Origin of the sequence: Nostoc sp. 'Peltigera membranacea cyanobiont' 213 (genome assembly GCF_002245975.1) — a bacterium.
In the GTDB taxonomy this organism is placed as follows: domain Bacteria; phylum Cyanobacteriota; class Cyanobacteriia; order Cyanobacteriales; family Nostocaceae; genus Nostoc.
On record NZ_NOLI01000131.1, the window covers coordinates 1 to 21,754 of the forward strand.

Here is a 21,754-nt window from a genome sequence, read left to right on the forward strand (position 1 = left end):
CCCCAATCCCCAGTCCCCAATCCTCATGAACAACATTGACGATCTTTATGAACTTTCGCCCATGCAGCAGGGGATGCTGTTTCACACGCTTTATGCGCCAGAATCGGAAATTTATTTTGAGCAGTTGCTTTGTATTCTCCAAGGAAAATTAAATTTTCCTGCCTTTGAGCAAGCTTGGCAGCAGGTTGTAGCAAGGCATCCAGTTTTACGCAGTTCCTTTTATTGGGAAGAGATCGAAAAACCCTTGCAAATGGTGAGTAAGCAAGTGGATCTTCCGTGGGAAGAACTGAATTGGCAAAATTTCACAGCCGACGAACAACAACAGCATCTAGAGGATTTTTTGAAATGCGATCGCCAAAAAGGATTTGAACTAGATATAGCTCCTCTGATGCGCTTCACCATCATCCAGCTAGAGGAATATACTTACCAATTTATTTGGAGTCATCATCATATTCTCTTTGATGGCTGGTCGATGCAGATTATCCTCAAAGAAGTTTTAGCTTTCTATGAAGCACACCAGCGAGGCGAACATTTGCGCCTGATCCCCTCTCGCCCCTATCGAGAATATATTAATTGGTTACAGCAACAGGATATTGAGCAAGCAAAGAACTTCTGGCAACAAACTCTCCAGGGTTTGGAACTTCCTAAATCTTTAATCGGGAATAAAGAACAAGAACAAGGAATATACAATCAGCAAACTTTTCAATTATCTCAAACGGTAACTGAGAAATTGCAATATGCGGCGCGACAGCACCATTTAACTCTGAATAATTTGGTTCAAGGAGCGTGGGCATTGCTACTTTCTCGCTACAGTGGGGAAAGTGATGTAGTATTTGGTGCAACTGTATCCGGTCGTCCACCAACCCTTGTGGGAGTGGATTCGATGGTGGGGCTACTAATTAATACTCTCCCTATGCGGGTACAAGTTACAGGAAAAGTGGAATTATTACCCTGGCTCAAGGAATTACAAAGCCAAGCTTATGAACAGGAACAGTATGCTTATTATTCCTTGGCAGAAATTCAGCGTTTGAGTGATGTTCCCCCAGGAATGCCTTTATTCGAGAGTCTTTTTGTCTTTGAGAATTATCCACTAGATTCTCCTGAACAAGACACCAAAAAAACTTTAGAAATTAGTCATCTTCGTTGTTTTGAACGCACTAATTATCCGTTAACAGTGGTAGTTAATCCTCAATCACAATTGTCTGGAAGGATTGTCTATGATGCTAGTCGTTTTGAACCAGAGACAATTGGGCGGATGATTGGACATTTCCAAACATTGCTCGCGGGAATGGCAGCCAATCTCAAACAAAATGTTTCTGAATTATCTCTACTCAGTGCAGCCGAAGAAGAAGAATTAATTATCCAAGAAAGCAGTCAAAATATAGATTATATTGAATATAAATGTATTCATATTTTATTTGAAGAACAGGTAGAAAAAACTCCTGATGCGGTAGCCGTTGTATATGAAAAAGAATATTTAACTTATCGGGAGTTAAATAACCGTGCCAATCAATTAGCGCATTATTTGCGTTCAGCTTTGCTGTCGCGTAGCGATTCGCTAGGAGTTAAACCAGAAGTACGGGTGGGAATTTGTGTCGAGCGATCGCTGGAAATGGTAGTAGGAATAATCGCTATTCTCAAAGCGGGTGGGGCTTACGTTCTATTAGATTCAGCTTATCCTTCTGAAAGATTAGCGTTTATGGTGGAAGATTTACAAGCACCCATCTTAATAACGCAAACTCATTTACAACATCTGCTTCCACTCAATAATCAAATTGTGGTGAATCTGGATGCAGATTGGGAAATGATTTCCCAATACAAAGAGGACAATTTGCTCAGTGACGTTAATCCAGAAAATTTAGCTTTGATAAGCTACACCTCTGGTACAACAGGAACACCAAAAGGTACAGAAGTTCCCCATCGGAGCATTGTTGGTTTTATGTTTGGGGTTGATTACGTTCACTTTGATGCAAACCAGATTTGGCTACAACATTCATCAATTTCTTGGGATGGACTCACCTTAGAACTTTGGCCGCCCTTACTTTACGGTGGGCGTTGTGTGCTTTACCCAGGAAAAATTCTCACACCTGAGAACTTAAGCAAGATTATCCAAGAACAGGGAGTTAACATCCTGCTTCTAACTACTGCCCTATTCAATCTCATGATTGATACAATGCCACAAGGATTGTCAGAAATTAAACAACTGATATTTGGGGGAGAGTCCGTTTCTGTACCTCATGTTCGTCGCGCTTTAGAACTATTACCGGAAACCAAAATTATTCATGCTTACGGCCCTTCAGAATGTACAGTTTTTACTTCTTGCTATCCAATTCCCAAACAACTTGCTCAAAATTTCCATTCAATTTCCATTGGTAAACCCATTGGAGATAGGATAGTTTACTTACTAGATGAAAACTTACATCGAGTTCCAATTGGTGTTCCTGGCGAACTCTATGTGGGTGGAGCGAGTGTTGCTAGAGGTTACTTAAATCAACCAATATTAACCAACGAAAAATTTATTTCTAATCCTTTTATTAAGGGAGATACCCTTTACAAAACCGGAGATTTAGTCCGCCGTCTTTCTGATGGAAATCTAGATTTTATCGGTCGAATTGATACACAAGTAAAAATTCGCGGTTTCCGCATTGAATTAGCAGAAATTGAAGCGATTTTAATTCAACATTCTGACATCAAGCAAGTTGTTGTTATTGTGCGGGAAGATGAACCTGGAAACAAATATTTAGTAGCTTATATCGTTACCAATGATAATCAACCAACGCCTAGTACCCTGCGAAACTTCCTCAAGAAAAAGCTGCCTGACTACATGATTCCCGCCGCTTTCGTATTTATAGAAGCGTTACCCTTAATGCCTAATGGTAAAATCAATCGCCGTGCTTTACCCGCCGCAGATAATTCCCAAAGAAATCTAGAGGTTGATTTTATTCCTCCTCACACACCTACCGAACAAGAATTAGCTAAGATATGGGTTGAAGTTCTCAAAGTAAAAGAGGTTGGAATTCACGATAACTTCTTCGAGTTAGGGGGACATTCTTTACTGGCTACTCAAGTTATTTCTCGATTAAGAGAAGCCTTCTCTCTAGATTTTCCTCTGCGTTACTTATTTGAAAATCCGACTATTGCAGAACTCTCTCAAAAAGTGATTGCTCAACAAATCGAACAAGCAGAAAATGATGAACTAGCAAATATTTTAGCGGAGGTCGATCGGTTATCAGAACAAGAATTGACACAACAATTACTGTTTTGAGTGATAAATTTAATGACTCGATAATACTAAGTTTGAAAAAGCCGAAGATGTAAAAGATTTTTCTCTGTGTCTCTGTGGTTCAATAAAAAACTAATTTTCAACAATATATATGAGCGATATACTAAAACGTCTTGAAACCCTGTCGCCAGAAAAGCGAGAGTTAGTCTTACAAAAACTGAAAAAGCAACAGCAATCTACATCCGACAACAAACTAATTCCGATTTCGCGCCAACAATCGCTTCCTGTTTCTTTTGCTCAACAAAGACTGTGGTTTCTCGACCAACTAGAAGGCGAAAATTGTGTCTACAATGTCCCGTTTTTCTTGCAAATTAGCGGGTGTCTTCAGATAGCAGCTTTACAACAAGCTATTACAGCAATTATTCAACGTCATGAAGTCTTGCGTACTAGCTTCTGTGTTGTCAATGAGTCGCCGATACAGGTGATTGATGCCAATCCCAAGTTGACGATGCAACTGATAGACTGGCGACAATTGACGGAAGCAGACCAGTTAAAGAAAGCGCAGCAGTTAGCGATAGAAGAATTACAACAACCTTTTGATTTATCAAACCCACCTTTGCTGCGAGTAAAGTTGTTGCAACTGAGTGACCAATCCCATCTGCTGTTCCTCGTTATCCATCATATTGTTTGTGATGGCTGGTCAATGCAGATATTCCGCCGGGAATTATTCACGCTTTATACTGCCTTCTGTGCTGGGAAACCTTCTCCTTTACCAGAATTATCGCTGCAATATGCCGATTTTGCTCACTGGCAAAGACAATGGCTACAGGGAGAGGTTCTCCAAAAGCAACTCAATTACTGGCAAAAACAATTAGCCGCAGTTCCGCCACTGTTAGAATTACCCACAGACCGACCGCGCCCGTCAACTCAAACCTATCGGGGGCGTAGCGAGTTTGGCGCACTCAATCAAAATTTAACTCAGAAGTTGAAGCGTTTGAGTCAGGAGTCAGGAACAACTTTGTTTATGACCTTACTGGCAGCATTTGCGCTGTTACTTTCGCGCTACAGCGGACGGGAAGATATTGTTGTTGGTTCTGCGATCGCTAATCGCAACCTTCGTCAAATAGAACCATTAATTGGCTTTTTGGTCAATACATTGCCTTTGCGTACCAACTTGCAAGGGAATCCCACCTTCTTAGAATTACTCGAACGGGTGAAGCAAGTAACCCTAGATGCTTACGACCATCAGGATTTACCCTTTGAGAAGCTAGTTGATGAATTGGGTTTAGAGCGATCGCTCTCCTATCATCCACTATTTCAAGTGGCTTTTGGCTTGCAAAATGAAACGCAACAGACACTAGAAACCCCTGGATTAACCCTGAATCCCTTTAAATGGGAAAACACGACGACGCTGTTTGATTTGTCGCTAATTGTTCGGGAAACTGACCAAGGGTTAACAACAGAATGGGAGTATGCGACCGATTTATTTGCAGCCACAACCATTCAACGAATGGTAGGAAATTTTGCAGTCTTGATTCAAGGAATTGTCGATAATCCCCAACAACCGATTAACACTCTACCGTTGCTCACAGAAGTTGAACGTCAGCAACTACAAAACTGGAATCAAACTCAAACCGATTATCCTCTCAATCAAACTCTGGTTGACCTGTTTGAAGCTCAAGTTGCGAAAAATCCTAATAATCTCGCTTTGGTGTTTGAATCCCAAAGCCTAACTTATCAACAACTCAATCAAAAAGCTAACCAACTGGCTCATTACCTAGTTCAAAATTACCAAATTCAGCCAGACACCTTAATTGGTATCTGCGTTGAACGGTCATTCGAGATGATTATTGGCGTACTCGGTATCCTGAAAGCAGGTGCTGCTTATGTGCCGATTGACCCCAATTATCCACAAGAGCGGATTGGGTTTATGCTACAAGATTGTGGAACCTCAGTTTTGCTCACCCAAAGTTTTCTTAAAGATAAATTACCTCTAACTGAATTAAAACATCAGGTTATTTGTTTAGATGGAGATACTTTTAGTTCGGCGTTAATAGATAATCCCAATGTTCAAATTCTGCCTGATAATTTAGCTTATATAATTTATACCTCTGGTTCAACGGGACGACCTAAAGGGGTGATGATTGAGCATCAAGCAATTGTCAATCTAGCTTTAGCTTGGGCGAAAACTTTTCAAGTTCAACCCCAAAGTCGTTGGCTTCAGTTTGGTTCTTTTAGTTTTGATTTATCTATTGGTGAAATTGCGACTGCATTGGGAGCAGGTGGTTGTTTATATTTAGCCCAGAAAGAAACTTTGTTACCTAGTCAAGCTTTGGTTGACTTGTTAGCTGATTGTAAAATTTCCCATTTTGCGTTACCTCCTTCTGCCTTATCTGTATTACCGCGAGCGATATTACCTGATTTGCAAGCCATAATCGTTGGTGGTGAGGCTTGTCCAGCCGAATTGGTGACACAATGGGGAACAGAAAGATGTTTTTTCAATTGCTACGGGCCGACGGAATCGACGGTTATTGCCACTATTGCTAGTTGCGAACAAAATGGAAAAAAACCTTCTATTGGACAACCATTATCTAATATTCGCATCTACATTTTAGATGCGAATAATCAACCATTACCTCCGGGAATACCAGGGGAATTGTGCATCGCGGGAGTGGGTTTAGCACGAGGCTATTTGAATCGTGCCGATTTAACTGCCGAAAATTTTATTGAAGTTGAATTGTTTGGTAAACCTGAGCGAATTTATCAAACTGGCGACTTGGCAAAATGGAATTCTGATGGAAATGTTGAGTATCTAGGTCGCATTGATGCTCAGGTTAAATTACGGGGATTCCGCATTGAATTGGGTGAAGTTGAATCGATTTTATTGGAACATACTTCAGTTAAAGAAGCAGTTGTTATTTTATATGAAACTGATAGTAATCCCAGGTTAATAACATATATTACGGTGGCGGAAAAATCCAGCAATTTAGCGAGTCAACTCAAGGACTATCTAAAAACTCGCCTGCCAAATTATATGGTTCCTAGTCAGATTATGGTATTGAATAAACTGCCCCTTACCCCTAATGGGAAGCTAGACCGCAGAGCATTACCAGCACCAGATCCAGCCGCTTCCACTGACTTTGAAATGCTTGTTACCTCAACAGAAGAACTGCTGGCTACTTTATGGCAAAGTCTTTTGAAAATTAAGTCAGTTAGTCGTCGAGACAACTTCTTTGAACTGGGTGGACATTCCCTGTTAGCAACTCAATTAGTTACCCGCATTCGTGACAGTTTTGGGGTGGAAATACCTGTACGCAAGATATTTGAGCAGAGTGTTTTATCTGAATTGGCAACAGAAATTGACAAAGCCTCTTCAGGAATCGCTTTACCCCCGATCGCACCACAACCGGAAAATACTCCTAAAACTCTATCCTTTGCCCAATCGAGACTTTGGTTTTTAGCCCAACTTGAAGGCACTGGAACCTCGACTACTTATAATATGTCAACGGCTTTGCAACTTGAAGGCAAGTTAAATATAGATGCGTTGCGGGCAAGTTTTGATTATCTCCTCGATCGCCATTCCATTCTCCGTACATATTTTCCAGCCTTGGAGGGAGAGGCGCAAGTAGTTGTCCAAAATCTAGAAGATATTGAAGTGCTGGCGATCGCAGATTTACAGTCACTCGATCCTCAGACTCAAGCAGAAACCGTACAACAGTTATTAGATAACCACGCTCAAGAACCCTTTGACTTAAATGCTGGCCCTCTTTTCAAAGCAACATTACTGCAATTAAGCGAACAGAAAAATGTCTTGCTTCTGAATATGCACCACATTATCAGTGATGGCTGGTCAATGGGGGTATTTAAACGCGAGTGGGAACAGGCTTATTCGGCTTTTGCTGCGGGCGAAACTCCGAATTTGTCAGCATTACCGATTCAATATAGTGATTATGCTGCTTGGCAGCGCAGTTGGTTACAAGGGGAGATTTTAGAAAGTCAGGAAAATTACTGGAAACAAGAACTAGACGATGTTCCCCAATTGCTGGATTTACCTACCGATTATCCCCGTCCGGCGCAACAAAGTTACCAAGGTGGGCGTGAAGAATATCGTTTGAGCAAAGAACTGACTCAGAAACTCAAAATCTTGAGTCAAAAACACGGGGTTAGTTTGTTTATGACCTTGTTAACGGCTTTTAATATCTTGCTATCGCGTTACAGTCGTCAAGAAGATTTATGTGTTGGTTCTGCGATCGCTAACCGCACCCATAGCTATACAGAATCACTAATTGGCTTTTTTGTCAATACCTTAGTATTACGGAGCAAAATCAAGCCAGAGCAAGCATTTAACGAGTTACTCCAACAAACGCGCCAAACTTGCTTAGATGCCTACGCTCATCAAGATATTCCCTTTGAGTATTTGGTAGAACAGTTACAACCAGAACGCAGTCTCAGCCATAACCCTTTATTCCAAGTGATGATAGTGTTGCAAAACACCGAAGGGGCGGGAACAAATGTCAGTCTACCAGGGCTTGATATTAAATGGTTGGATCAAAGTTATCCTTATGCCAAGTTTGATTTGACACTCGATCTTTGCGAAAGGGACGAGCAACTACATTGTATGTGGGAATATGCCACCGATTTATTTGAGGCAGAAACCATTCAACGTATGGCGGGACACTTTGAAGTCTTACTCGGTGCAATTACCGAAAATCCTCAACAGCCGATTAGCAAACTGCCCTTAATGACAACAGCAGAAATTCAACAACTGCGAGTTTGGAATCAAACTAACATTGATTATCCTCAAAACCAGACCCTCGTAACTCTGTTTGAACAACAAGTTATACAAACCCCCGATAATATTGCCGTGGTGTTTGAAGATTGCAGCCTGAGTTATCAAGAACTGAATCAAAAAGCTAATCAACTGGCGTATTCTCTATTAGAACTCAAAAAAGAGCAACAATTACCCGATAATCCATTGATAGCGATTTGTGTGGAGCGATCGCTAGAGATGGTCATTGGTATATTTGGTATTCTCAAAGCTGGTGGGGCTTATGTGCCGATTGATCCGAGTTATCCGCGCGATCGCATTCATTTAATGCTTGAAGATAGTAATGCTTCTGTATTACTAACAACAAACCTCATTCAAAAGCAACTTCCTCTAGAAAAACTAAAAAATCCCTGTAAAGTAGTATTTCTGGAAAAAGAAGCATGGGACAATCAGCCAAAAAATAACCCCAATCAGCAAAGTAGCTCTGATGATTTGGCTTATGTAATTTATACTTCTGGTTCCACAGGGCGACCTAAAGGTGTTGCCATTGCCCAATCTAGCCCGGTAGCTCTGGTAAAATGGGCGCATTCAGTCTACAGTGCAGAACAGCTTGCAGGTGTCTTAGCATCAACCTCAATTTGTTTCGATTTGTCCATTTTTGAAATTTTTGTCCCACTGACTCAAGGTGGTAGCGCAATCGTGGTGGAAAATGCACTCTACATTGAGCAAGCACACAACAGTATTGTGCCAATGACGTTGGTTAATACTGTGCCGAGTGCTGCTGCGGAACTGCTCAATATGAATGCTATTCCGGCAAGTGTTCAAATTATCAACTTAGCTGGTGAACCATTAAAAAATCATCTAGTACAGGCTTTATATCAAACCACATCAGTGACAGGGGTTTATAACCTGTATGGTCCTTCTGAAGACACAACTTACTCGACTTTTACCAAAGTTGCCAAAAATGCCCAGTATGAACCAACTATCGGGAAAGCGATCGCTAACACCCGCATCTATATTCTAGATAGCTACAACCAACCCCTTCCGCCTGGTATTCCTGGGGAACTCTGTATTGCAGGCGTGGGTTTAGCACAGGGTTATTTGAATCGTCCCGATCTGAGTGCTGAAAAATTTATTGATCTCAACCTATTCAACCAAACTGAGCGGATTTATAAAACTGGCGATTTAGCCCGTTGGCTACCTGACGGCAATTTGCAATATTTAGGTCGCATTGATTATCAGGTCAAACTTCGTGGTTTCCGTATTGAATTAGGTGAAATCGAAGCATCTTTACTCAAACACCCAAAAATTCAAGAAGCAGTTGTCATTGTACGTGAAGAAACTGATCTCGATCAACGTCTCGTAGCTTATATCGTCCCTATAGGAACAGATGAGCATACAAGCCAAGGTGAACAAGTCGAATTATGGCAGCAAGTTTTCAATGATAGCTACTCTCAGCAACAAGCCCCAAGCGATGACCCAACTCTAAATCTAGCGGGTTGGAATGATAGCTACACAGGAGAACCGATTCCCCAAGCGGCGATGCAGGAATGGCGAGATACAACAGTTGCCCAAATCCTGGAACTGCAACCGCAACGGATTTTGGAAATTGGTTGTGGGACAGGAATGTTATTGTTTAAAATTGCGCCCCATTGTCAGCATTATCTGGGTACGGATTTTTCACCTGAAGCATTGCAGTATATTGAACAACATCTCAAACAGCAATCTCTCAACGACAGAGTTACTTTAAAAACCAGTGCAGCTAACCAGTTTGATGGCATTGAAACAAATGCTTATGACTTGGTAATCATAAATTCGGCGATCCAGTATTTTCCCTCCTTAGACTACTTTTTGTCAGTATTGGAGGGCGCTATCAAAGCCGTTACCACTTACGGATCAATCTTTCTTGGGGATGTGCGAAATCTCGATCTGCTAGAAGCTTTCCACACAGCAGTCGAGTTTCATCGCGCCCCCGATGAATTATCAATTAAAGATTTGCGTCAACAGATTCAAAAAAGCATCCGCACCGAAGGTGAATTATTGATTGATCCTGATTTCTTTATCGCTTTGAAACAAAAATTTCCTCGAATTAGTCATGTACAAATCCAATTGAAACAGGGTTATGCTCAGACGGAAATGAGCCGTTTTCGTTATGACGTTATTTTACATTTGGATCGAATAGATATTCCCGTTGCATCACCTCAATGGTTAGATTGGCAAGGTGAAGAACTGAATTTGGAAACAATCGAGAAAATTTTAACTACTCAGCAACCTGATTTGTTGGGTATCAAGAATATTCCTAATACTCGTCTCACCTCAGAAATGACGCTATTAGAAGAAATTGCTCGATTAGATGGTAATGTTGCAGATTTAAAAGCGGCAATTGCCCAAGCTAAACCGGGTATACAACCCGAAGCATTCCGAACTTTAGTAGGAAATTTGCCCTATACACCTTTTATCCAATATAACCCTATCGAATTTTATAATTACGATGTTGTTTTTCAACGGAATATTCCTGGACAAGGGACATTGCCACGATTTGCTCAACGGGAGAATTTGCAACTGAAACCTTGGCAATATTACGCAAATCAACCGTTACAATATCGCACGAATCAAGTCGATCCAGCCTTATTAGCTGAATGGCGGGATTTCCTGGGCAAAACTCTCCCTGATTATATGATTCCTAGTCATTTCACTGTTTTAGATAAATTGCCATTAACACCGAATGGTAAAATAGACCGCAAAGCTTTACCTGCACCAGATACAGGAGTTTCAGCAACAGACATTGAATTGCCTCTAACAGCAACAGAAAAATTGCTTGCCGAATTGTGGGCGAAGCTGCTTAAATATGAAGCGATCGCACGGCATGATAACTTCTTCAACTTAGGGGGACATTCATTATTAGCAACCCAACTCATTGCCCGCATCCGTGATAAATTCAAGGTAGAATTGCCTTTGCGGAAGATATTTGAATTTCCTATCCTCAGTGAATTGGCTAATTATATTGATACCTGCATTTGGGTTAATTCCACTGAAGAAAGTATGCAGTCTCTCAATTCCGACGAAGAGGAAATCGAATTTTAAAGTACCACGGCTAAAAACACGTTCTCAAGTAAAATTTATCTTTAAATTAACCCATGATTGCTCTATCTGATTCCATTTTTCTTACTCCCGAATCCTACCTAGAACTAGAAGAAAAAAGCAATATCAAACACGAATATATTGATGGTCAAGTTTATGCAATGGCAGGAAAAACTGACACCCACAACACCATTGCCCTAAACCTGGCTTTATTGATTCGTAATCACTTTCGAGGGTCAGACTGTCGAGTTTACTTTGCCGATATTAAAGCCCAAGTTGAAAACCGCTTTTATTATCCTGATATCATCGTAACCTGCGACCCTAAAGACCGAGAAACCCCGACTTATAAACGCTTTCCTAAACTTATTATCGAAGTTTTATCCGAGTCTACAGAAGGCTTTGACAGAGGTGACAAATTCAACGACTATCAAACCCTTGATAGCTTAGAGGAATATGTTTTAGTAAACAGCAAACACCAACGAGTTGAAACCTTTCGCCGTAATGGACAAGGCTTATGGGTACTACAAACCTATACACCTGATGAGCAAACATTTGAACTCCAAAGCATTAACTTGACCGCTACTTTTACCGACCTTTACGACAATGTAGAATTGGAGGCTGTGACAGAAAAGCCAGAACTAATTTAAAAAATGTAAAACCTCTAGCAAGTTCGTAGTGAGGACTTTAGTCCTTCTTAATTTAAGCACTAAAGTACTTACTACAAACCATCAAAAATAGGTTAAAAAATACTATTTTCTGTTAACAATTAATTCCTAATATCAACAATCACCTTTGATTGTATCCGACTAAAATTATGATTAAAAATGAGCAAGTTATTGGTTTAATCTTGCGTTTGCAGAATATAGGATGCCGAATTTGGGCTGAAGATGATAAGCTCAGAATTCGGACTAATAAAAACACCCTCACTTCTGAACTCAAGCAAGAAATTCAAACCAACAAAGCAGATATATTAGCATTTTTAAATTCTGCCAAAGCTACAACTGTCATCGCCGAGGAAATCCCGACTTTACCAGATGATGCCCCAAAGCTTCTTTCATTTGCTCAACAACGCCTCTGGCTTTTAGCGCAACTCCAAGGGCCGTCAGCTAGTTACAATATGCCGATGGTTTTACAACTGGACGGCAACCTCAATATTGATGCTCTACATTCTACTTTCGCTTATCTGCTTAACCGTCATGCCAGCCTACGGATGTATTTTCCCACAGTGGCAGGAAATCCCCAGGTTGCGATGCCTGCGGCGGTAAACTACGCAAATTTAGACGAAATCGAAGCTTTAACGATACAAGACGGCCGAAATCTTGATGAATATCCCCAATCCTCAACTATTCAAAATTTTATCGATACTCATATTCAAGAACCCTTTGATTTAAATACTGGCCCTTTATTTAAAGCAAAACTGCTGCAACTCCAAGAGCAAAAATATGTATTACTCATTAATATGCACCACATTGTCAGTGATGGCTGGTCAATGGGAGTGTTTGTTCGGGAGTTCAGACAAGCTTATAAGGCTTTTGCCCAAAATAAGACACCAACCCTTGCACCATTACCCATTCAATACAGCGACTACGCAAACTGGCAACGAAACTGGCTACAGGGTGAAGTATTAGAAACTCAAATTAACTACTGGAAACATCAACTTCAGAATGCTCCCCCATTACTGGAGTTACCTACCGATTATCCCCGTCCAGGATTGCAAAGCTACCGAGGCGCACGTTATCTCTATTCCCTAACGCCAGAATTAAGCGCTGCTGTTAAAACCTTGAGTCAAGAACAAGGCACAAGCCTATTTATGACTTTGTTGGCGGCTTTGAATGTTCTACTTTCTCGTTACAGTCGCCAAGAAGATTTATGTATTGGTTCTCCCATTGCCAACCGCACTCATAGCCAGACAGAATCATTAATCGGCTTTTTTGTCAATACATTAGTACTGCGTAACCAAATCAAACCTGAGCAAAGCTTTATTGAGTTGCTTCAACAAACTCGCCAAACTTGTTTAGATGCATACTCTCATCAAGATATTCCCTTTGAGTTTCTGGTAGAAAAGTTACAACCAGAACGCAGCATGAGTCATAATCCTTTATTCCAGGTTATGTTAGCCCTGGAAAATAATCAAAGTCCCGACCTAAGTTTGCCAGGACTAGAGATTCAATGGCTCGATTTCAATTGTCCGTTTGCTAAGTTTGACCTCACACTTCTGGTCATAGAATCTGATAACCAGTTAAATTGCTCTTGGGAATACGCTACCGATCTTTTTGAGAAAAGCACCATCGAACGGATGGCGGAACAGTTTGAAATTTTGCTTAAGGGAATTGTTGATAAACCTCAGCAACTTATTAAAACTCTACCTTTGATGACAGCCGCCGAACTTGTACAACTACAACGCTGGAATCGAACAGAAACTAATTATCCCCACGATAAAACTCTAGTCGATCTATTTGAAGCTCAAGTTGCGAAAAATCCTAATAATCTCGCTTTGGTGTTTGAATCCCAAAGCCTAACTTATCAACAACTCAATCAAAAAGCTAACCAACTGGCTCATTACCTAATTCAAAATTACCAAATTCAGCCAGACACCTTAATTGGGATCTGCGTTGAACGGTCATTCGAGATGATTATTGGCGTACTCGGTATCCTGAAAGCAGGTGCTGCTTATGTGCCGATTGACCCCAATTATCCACAAGAGCGGATTGGGTTTATGCTACAAGATTGTGGAACCTCAGTTTTGCTCACCCAAAGTTTTCTTAAAGATAAGTTATCTCTAACTGAATTAAAACATCAGGTTATTTGTTTAGATGGAGATACTTTTAGTTCGGCGTTAATAGATAATCCCAATGTTCAAATTCTGCCTGATAATTTAGCTTATATAATTTATACCTCTGGTTCAACGGGACGACCTAAAGGGGTGATGATTGAGCATCAAGCAATTGTCAATCTAGCTTTAGCTTGGGCGAAAACTTTTCAAGTTCAACCCCAAAGTCGTTGGCTTCAGTTTGGTTCTTTTAGTTTTGATTTATCTATTGGTGAAATTGCGACTGCATTGGGAGCAGGTGGTTGTTTATATTTAGCCCAGAAAGAAACTTTGTTACCTAGTCAAGCTTTGGTTGACTTGTTAGCTGATTGCAAAATTTCCCATTTTGCGTTACCTCCTTCTGCCTTATCTGTATTACCGCGAGCGATATTACCTGATTTGCAAGCCATAATCGTTGGTGGTGAGGCTTGTCCAGCCGAATTGGTGACACAATGGGGAACAGAAAGATGTTTTTTCAATTGCTACGGGCCGACGGAATCGACGGTTATTGCCACTATTGCTAGTTGCGAACAAAATGGAAAAAAACCTTCTATTGGACAACCATTATCTAATATTCGCATCTACATTTTAGATGCGAATAATCAACCATTACCTCCGGGAATACCAGGGGAATTGTGCATCGCGGGAGTGGGTTTAGCACGAGGCTATTTGAATCGTGCCGATTTAACTGCCGAAAATTTTATTGAAGTTGAATTGTTTGGTAAACCTGAGCGAATTTATCAAACTGGCGACTTGGCAAAATGGAATTCTGATGGAAATGTTGAGTATCTAGGTCGCATTGATGCTCAGGTTAAATTACGGGGATTCCGCATTGAATTGGGTGAAGTTGAATCGATTTTATTGGAACATGCTTCAGTTAAAGAAGCAGTTGTTATTTTATATGAAACTGATAGTAATCAGAGTTTAGTTGCATATCTAACAGGAATTACCACTGATTTATCTATCCAATTAAAAAACGATCTTAAATCCCGTCTGCCGGATTACATGATACCTGCTCAGATTATCGTTTTAGATAAGTTACCTTTAACTCCCAATGGCAAAATTGACCGAAAAGCTTTACCCGCTCCCAATGGTGAGATTGAAGGTTTATATGAAACCCCACGTAACGAAGTTGAACAAAAGCTAGCACAGGTCTGGTCTGCTGTTCTCGAACGTCAAGAAATTGGAATTCATGATAACTTCTTTGACTTAGGCGGACATTCTTTACTAGCGGTAAAACTGCTCAATAATATTCAACAAGTATTTGAGCAACAACTTTCCTTAAGTAGTTTATTTCAGAATCCTACTATTGCTCAACTCGGGCAACAACTCAATAATACTGAGGTTAAACAATCAAATCCCGATTTACTTTTTCTCCAACCTCTAGGAGATGCAATCCCTCTATTTTGTCTTCCTGGTGCAAACGGACATGGCTTCTATTTTCGAGATTTAGCAATCAATTTCGGAAAGAAACGGCCAGTGTATGGACTGGAAACTCCAGGAAGAAACGGCTCTAACGCGCTCCCTGAGTCGGTTGAGCTTCATGCTAGTCAACTGATTGAGCTATTACGCCAACAGCAACCAAAAAGTCCGTACATACTGGCAGGATACTCTTCTGGTTGTGCCGTTGCTTTTGAAATGGCTTCCCAACTCGAACAGCAAGGTGAAACAGTTAGTTTACTGGCTATCTTTGATGCCGGACTGGTTTCTCGCCCTGAGTATATTACTGATAGAACAGACCTTGATTGGATTTGGCAAACGATTCAACGAATTGAAGCCTTAAAGGGAGTCTCTTTAGGTCTGGAATACGATGATTTAGCTGCTCAAAGCGATGACATCTCTAGGTGGGAATTGACGGCAGAATATTTGTACCGTCATAATGTTCTACCGGAACACTCAACCCTCTCCTTACTGAAAACAAATCTGCAAGTGATGAAAGTGCTGACGCTCAATTATGCTAAATATCAGCCTAATCATCCAATTTCTGCACCCATTGTTTTATTCCGCGCTCAAGAAGTTCAGGAGATTATTTTGCAAGAACTCCAAGCTTTTTCTGATTGCGATCTACCCGATTGGGGCTGGCAAACCTATACTCAAAAGCCTGTCAGGGCGATCGAAGTACCTGGAAACCACGGTCGAATGCTTTATGAACCCAATGTAAAAATCTTAGCCAGACAATTACAGCTTGCGATCGCAGATAGCGCACAGTAGAGATTAACTATTTCATAGCTTCTTTCTTTCTTTGTGCCCTTTGCGTCCTTTGCGGTTCGTTTCTCTTGATTATATTTCATATAAAACTTATTAATAAAACTAGGCAAGTCTTTTATTCCCTTACCCAACTAAACAAAAACTCGCCCCTTTAATTGCCTCAAACAGGAATATAAAATGCAATCTACAACTTCTCACGAGCAACCCTTAAAAAAAGATTCTTTTCTTTCAACTTTTACTCAATTTTGGGAAAATATTAAAGCGATCGCAGGGCCTTACTGGTATCCCACAGAGGCACAAGGAAGAGTATTTTCAAATGTAATTCGCGCATGGGGAATGCTCATCCTCCTAATATTATTAATAATTGCGCTTGTAGGTGTAACAGCCTTTAATAGCTTCATTAGTCGCTATTTGGTCGATGTGATTATTGAAGAGAAAAATTTTGATAAATTTGTTGAGACAGTATCGCTTTATGGTGCTGCTCTTGTCTGCGTAACGCTATTAGTAGGATTTACGAAATTTATCAGAAAAAAAATTGCTCTTGATTGGTATGAATGGCTAAATAATCACACCTTAGAAAAATATTTTGGCAATCGAGCTTATTATAAAATCAACTTTAAATCTGATATTGATAACCCAGATCAACGTCTATCTCAAGAAATTGAACCTATTACTAGAAGCGCTCTCAATTTTTCAGCTACTTTACTAGAAAAAACGCTGGAAATGATGACTTTTTTAGTAATTCTTTGGTCAATTTCTCAATTTGTGGCAGTTGCTTTGGTTGCTTATACCATCATAGGTAATGTGATTGCTGTTTACTTGACTCAAGAATTGAATAAGATTAATCAAGAGGAACTTGAATTTAAAGCTGATTATGCTTATGCTCTAACCCATGTTCGGAATCACGCTGAATCGATAGCTTTTTTTCAGGGAGAAAAACAAGAATTGAATATAATTCAGCGTCGATTTAGTAATCTTCTAAAAAGTGCTAAACGCAAGATTAATTGGGAGAAAAATAAAGATATTTTTAGCAGAGGATATCAGGCTGTTATCCAAATATTTCCCTTTATAGTACTCGGCCCTTTATATATTAGAGATGAAATTGATTTTGGAGAAGTTGGTCAAGCTAGTTTAGCTTGCAATCTGTTTGCTAATGCGATGGCAGAAGTAATTAATGAATTTGGAACTTCTGGAAGATTTTCTAGTTACGTTGAGCGTTTAGGTGAGTTTTCAAATGCGTTAGCATCTGTCACCAAAGAACCAGAGAATGTAAAGACGATTAAAACTATAGAAGAAAAGCGTCTTGCTTTCGAGCATGTCACCTTACAAACACCAAACTATGAGCAGTTAATCGTCGAAGACTTATCACTTTCTGTTCAGCCTGGAGAAGGTTTATTGATTGTTGGGCCGAGTGGTAGAGGTAAAAGTTCTCTGTTGAGAGCGATCGCTGGTTTGTGGAATGCTGGAAATGGTCGTCTGGTGCGACCTCCCTTAGATGAAGTATTGTTTTTGCCTCAACGTCCTTATATAATTTTGGGAACTTTGCGCGAACAGTTACTCTATCCTCAAACAAATCGTAAAATAAGCGATCGAGAACTTGAAGCAATTTTGCAACAAGTTAACTTACAAAACTTGCTGAGTCGAGTAGATGGTTTTGATACTGAAGTTCCTTGGGAGAATATACTTTCGTTGGGTGAACAACAGCGTCTTGCATTTGCACGATTATTAGTCACTCATCCTAGCTTTACTATATTAGATGAAGCAACAAGTGCTTTAGATTTGAATAATGAAGGGAATTTATATCAACAGTTACAATCAACGAAAACAACTTTTATCAGTGTTGGACATAGAGAAAGTTTATTTAATTATCATCAATGGGTTTTAGAATTATCACAAGATTCTAGTTGGCAACTTGTAACTGTGGAAGATTATCGGCTTAAAAAAGTAAATCAAATTGTCAAAAACCCACCCGTAAAGGCTGAAGTCACAATAGATGTTTTACCCAATAATCAATCCCCAAATCAACCAGAAATATCTCTTGAGATAAGCACAATTGCTGGACTTTCTCACAAGGAAATGCAAACATTAACAGACTCTTCTATTAACACTATTAGAAGCAAAGCTAGTCTGGGAAAATCCATTACTACTAAGGATGGCTTTACCTACCGCTATGATAAAGACCCCAATGTGTTGAAATGGATAAGAGCTTAACAACTATTTATACTTTTGAAAACTAGGAACATGCTAACTAAACAGCAAAGACAACTAATTGCTTACGAAAATATTTCCATTTACGAACAAACTTATAAATTGCCCGTTTTAAAAAATAACGGTGTAAAAATAGTTCAAAAAAAAATTAGAGAACGTCAAAGATTAATTAAAGAAGGCGTTCGATATAACCATCAGTTTGGGGGGATAATTAAACGGAAAGAAGAAATTAGTCAGGGAGAAATTTTTGAGGAGATCCAACTATTCATTAAGGACTACATTCATATTATTGATTTACTAGAAAATTATAAAGATAGTTATCATGACTTTTTGCTAAAACTTACGGATGACTTAAAAAAGTTATTTAAACAAAAATATCTGGAAATAAAAAACTTAGAAGATGAAAGAAGCAAACTAGAGATAAAAAATAAAGAAAATCTGAAAATAGTTGAGGAGTTAAGATGGGAAAAGCAAGAAAACTTTAAAGCAGTTTTATTATTAAGCAATGCTTATTTTATGATGTTAGAGAAAATAAAATTGCTTAGTAAAGGGATTAAAAATCTTACAGAGGATACCAAAAATCAAAAAGAAATTGTTCAGCAAATAATTAGAGATTTAGAAGTCTATCAAGAAATTTATGAATATCAAATAAAAGCTAATAAAATCCGTCAGGAAATAGCTAAAATTGCTCATACTGCCATCAATTTTGAAAATTCTCTGCAAGATTATTTTAGTCCGTTTCAATCTTTAATAGATGAAGTTGTTAAAGTAGACGAATATTTTTATAAAACTGTTGGAGATATTAAAATTTTAGGGGATAATATTTTGAAGTCCAAGTTCAATTTATTAAACCTTGAAACAAACGAGACAATTTCTGATACTTTTCTTGATTTTATGGTGACAAGTTATGAGAAACAAACCAGATTAAAAGATGCTTTTATTGAGTCTCAATTATTAGATTGGCAAATCAATAATTTTGATTTGAGTGAAAATAATGTCTTTTTAGATAAGGGGATTGATTTAATATCTAATTACATATCTAGTGAACTCACCGATCAAAGAAAACTACTAGGCATAACAGAAGTAAACTTTGTCTCTACAGTGCCTCTATCTTCTGTTCAAGAAATAGGATTGATGGAACTGACTGATAACAATGTTACGTTCCAAAGCAATAGAAATATCGATTATACCCAACTGCGGGATCTCCTCGCGCAGCACAAGTGGAAACAAGCTGACATTGAAACTACTAAATTAATTCTACAAGTCATGAATAAGACTTATTGGAATGAAGTTTATAAGGAAGATATTGATAATTTCTCTTGTCAAGACCTCCACACCATCGATCGACTTTGGGAACAATACAGTTATGGTTACTTCGGCTTCAGTGTTCAGGAAAGTATCTGGAGTGAAATGGGTGGTCAAGTAGACTATGAAACAGAAAAGAGACTTGGCGATCGCCTCGGTTGGCGAAAAGAGGGAAACTGGTTAGACTACGAACAACTAACTTTTAAATTGTCCCCCATGACACCGATGGGACATTTACCAGCTAAATGGCTACACTATGACCAACATACCTTTGACTTATCTTCAAAGTCATCTACAGAAGACCTTTCAATGGGAGCGTGGCGGGTGGGGTCTTGGTTAGTTTGGCAGATGCATTTATTTTTTTCTCGGGCAAAAATTTGTAACCGAACATCAATACTTTAATAAATTTAAAACATCAACATGGATAATATTAATCTTTCTGATATAGAAATAGAAGTTTTACTTTTTGGAAAATGGCGTTTTGATACAGCTTGGGAAAAAATATCTATTATCTTTAAAGATGATATGACTTACGAACAAACTAGGGTTCAAACATTTATTCTATATAAACCTAAAGAACTGATAACAGGGAATAAATTTAATGGTGTATGGTACGTAACCGATCGCAAACTGCATCTAAATATTAAAAGTATTCCCAAATCATTTTTAAATTTAGAAATACCCCTAGCTTTTAAAATTTCTGTTGCAGATATTGTAGCTACTTTGGGTTCTTTATTTACAGCCGAAAAGTATGAAGTCGCTAAAATTAATAGTTCTAAATTTTTACTAAAGGATGGAGAACAATCAATTATTGGTACAAAAATAAATATCCCATCGGGAATGCGGGGTAACACTTAAAAATTAAAAATTAAAAATTAAAAATAATCAAATTACAGACAGCTAGGTTTACCTACTTGCTACTGCCCGATCGCTAATCATCTCACGAATTGCATAAGCTGTGGCTGGTGCTAGTAAAACGCCGTTGCGATAGTGTCCGGTAGCTAGGAGGATATTACTAAACCCTGGCAACATACCAATAACTGGGGCTGGGCGACCTTCAGGACGGGGACGTAACCCCGACCAAGTGCGGAGAATTGTTGCTGTAGCTAACTCTGGGCAAAATGCGATCGCTTGTTTTCTAACAGATTCCAATAGTTCTTGATTTGGCGGTATCTCATTTCCATTGCTGGGAAACTCCACCGTCGCACCTACCCAATAATCTCCACCACACACAGGAACAATATGCACATCGTTACCCGTTATCGCTGGCTGAAAGTCAGGATTGCCTAATGGATGCCCTACACGCATTTGCAACGCTTGCCCAAGTACAGGGCGGATATCAATTATCTGATTTAATTTTGCCGTCAGTGGCGTTGAACCTAGCCCTGCTGCGACTATAAACCAATCTCCGCCTATTTTTCCTTCTGTAGTCTCAAGTTGAATGCAAAACTGGGGGGAAGATTCAGGTGATGAGGTTTGGGCATCCAAAACAGTTACGCCAAATTTGAAAGTTACACCGTTTTGCTGGGCAGCCTCAACTAAAGCTAATGTCAGAGCAGTGGGATCGAGTTGACGATCTTGGGGAGAATAGACAGCGCCAATAATTTTTTCGCAATCAACTTGAGGACAGATATTCTGGAGTTTAGCCGTGTCCCATATTTCTAAATGCCAGCCTTGAGAGTGGCGAATTTCTACAAGTTTTTCCCATGCTGCTAAATTCTCCTCTTCCAAACCCAGACTGAGAATTCCCTGGCGGTTAAAAGGGATTTTGCGACCTGTTAAAGCTTCTAATTCGGGAATCAAAGTTTCATAGCGTTGGATGCTAGTTTGTCGCATCTGCCAAGCTTTGCCCTTGATTTTTTGGCTGATTGCGCCCATCAAAACGCCAAGTGCAGCGCCTGTGGAAGCTTGGGCTGGTGGTTGGCGATCGCAAACTGTGATTTTGAGTCCTTTGACTAAACTCAGTTCGTAAGCGATCGCAGCCCCAACTACACCACAACCGATAATTACTACATTCATTACTTGTGCTTGAAGTGAAAGTGAGAAGTTAGGAGTGAGAATTCAGGAGTTAAAAATTTAACTGATTCGGCGGAATTCCCCGTCCCTCTACAGGGCGGGGATGGATAGCCGGACGACGACGAAAACACCTCCA

8 protein-coding genes are annotated in these 21,754 nt (G+C 39.6%); 7 read left to right on the forward strand and 1 reads right to left on the reverse strand.

The annotated features are described in order from the left end of the window. The 7 genes from CDG77_RS26640 to CDG77_RS26670 form a co-directional block, all read left to right on the forward strand. The coding region (locus CDG77_RS26640; RefSeq protein ID WP_223269991.1) for a non-ribosomal peptide synthetase at nucleotides 1-3,265 on the forward strand (3,265 nt) is incomplete at its 5' end. A 109-nt stretch (nucleotides 3,266-3,374) separates the two neighbouring features. Then, the gene (locus CDG77_RS26645) at nucleotides 3,375-11,075 is read left to right on the forward strand and encodes a non-ribosomal peptide synthetase (protein WP_094332304.1); all 7,701 of its coding nucleotides are present in this window, start codon (nucleotides 3,375-3,377) and stop codon (nucleotides 11,073-11,075) included. 53 nt (nucleotides 11,076-11,128) lie between these two features. Then, a complete protein-coding gene (locus CDG77_RS26650) occupies nucleotides 11,129-11,719 on the forward strand; it encodes a Uma2 family endonuclease (protein WP_094332305.1) in 591 nt (196 codons plus the stop codon). A gap of 167 nt (nucleotides 11,720-11,886) precedes the next feature. Continuing rightward, nucleotides 11,887-16,092 carry a non-ribosomal peptide synthetase gene (locus CDG77_RS26655; RefSeq protein WP_094332306.1) on the forward strand — a complete coding sequence of 1,402 codons (4,206 nt, stop codon included), beginning with the start codon at nucleotides 11,887-11,889 and terminating at the stop codon, nucleotides 16,090-16,092. A gap of 174 nt (nucleotides 16,093-16,266) precedes the next feature. After that, complete coding sequence (locus CDG77_RS26660) at nucleotides 16,267-18,300, forward strand: ABC transporter ATP-binding protein/permease (RefSeq protein WP_094332307.1); 2,034 nt, start codon at nucleotides 16,267-16,269, stop codon at nucleotides 18,298-18,300. A gap of 30 nt (nucleotides 18,301-18,330) precedes the next feature. Continuing rightward, entirely contained in the window at nucleotides 18,331-20,004 is a 1,674-nt protein-coding gene (locus CDG77_RS26665) for a GUN4 domain-containing protein (protein ID WP_094332308.1), read from the forward strand. An 18-nt stretch (nucleotides 20,005-20,022) separates the two neighbouring features. After that, nucleotides 20,023-20,460, forward strand: a complete 438-nt coding sequence (locus CDG77_RS26670) for a hypothetical protein (protein WP_094332309.1) — start codon at nucleotides 20,023-20,025, stop codon at nucleotides 20,458-20,460. A 48-nt stretch (nucleotides 20,461-20,508) separates the two neighbouring features. Here the strand turns inward: CDG77_RS26670 and CDG77_RS26675 are convergent, their stop codons facing one another. Beyond that, nucleotides 20,509-21,621, reverse strand: coding sequence for an NAD(P)/FAD-dependent oxidoreductase (locus CDG77_RS26675; RefSeq protein ID WP_094332310.1), 1,113 nt, complete (start codon nucleotides 21,619-21,621; stop codon nucleotides 20,509-20,511). Between the last annotated feature and the right edge of the window lie 133 nt (nucleotides 21,622-21,754).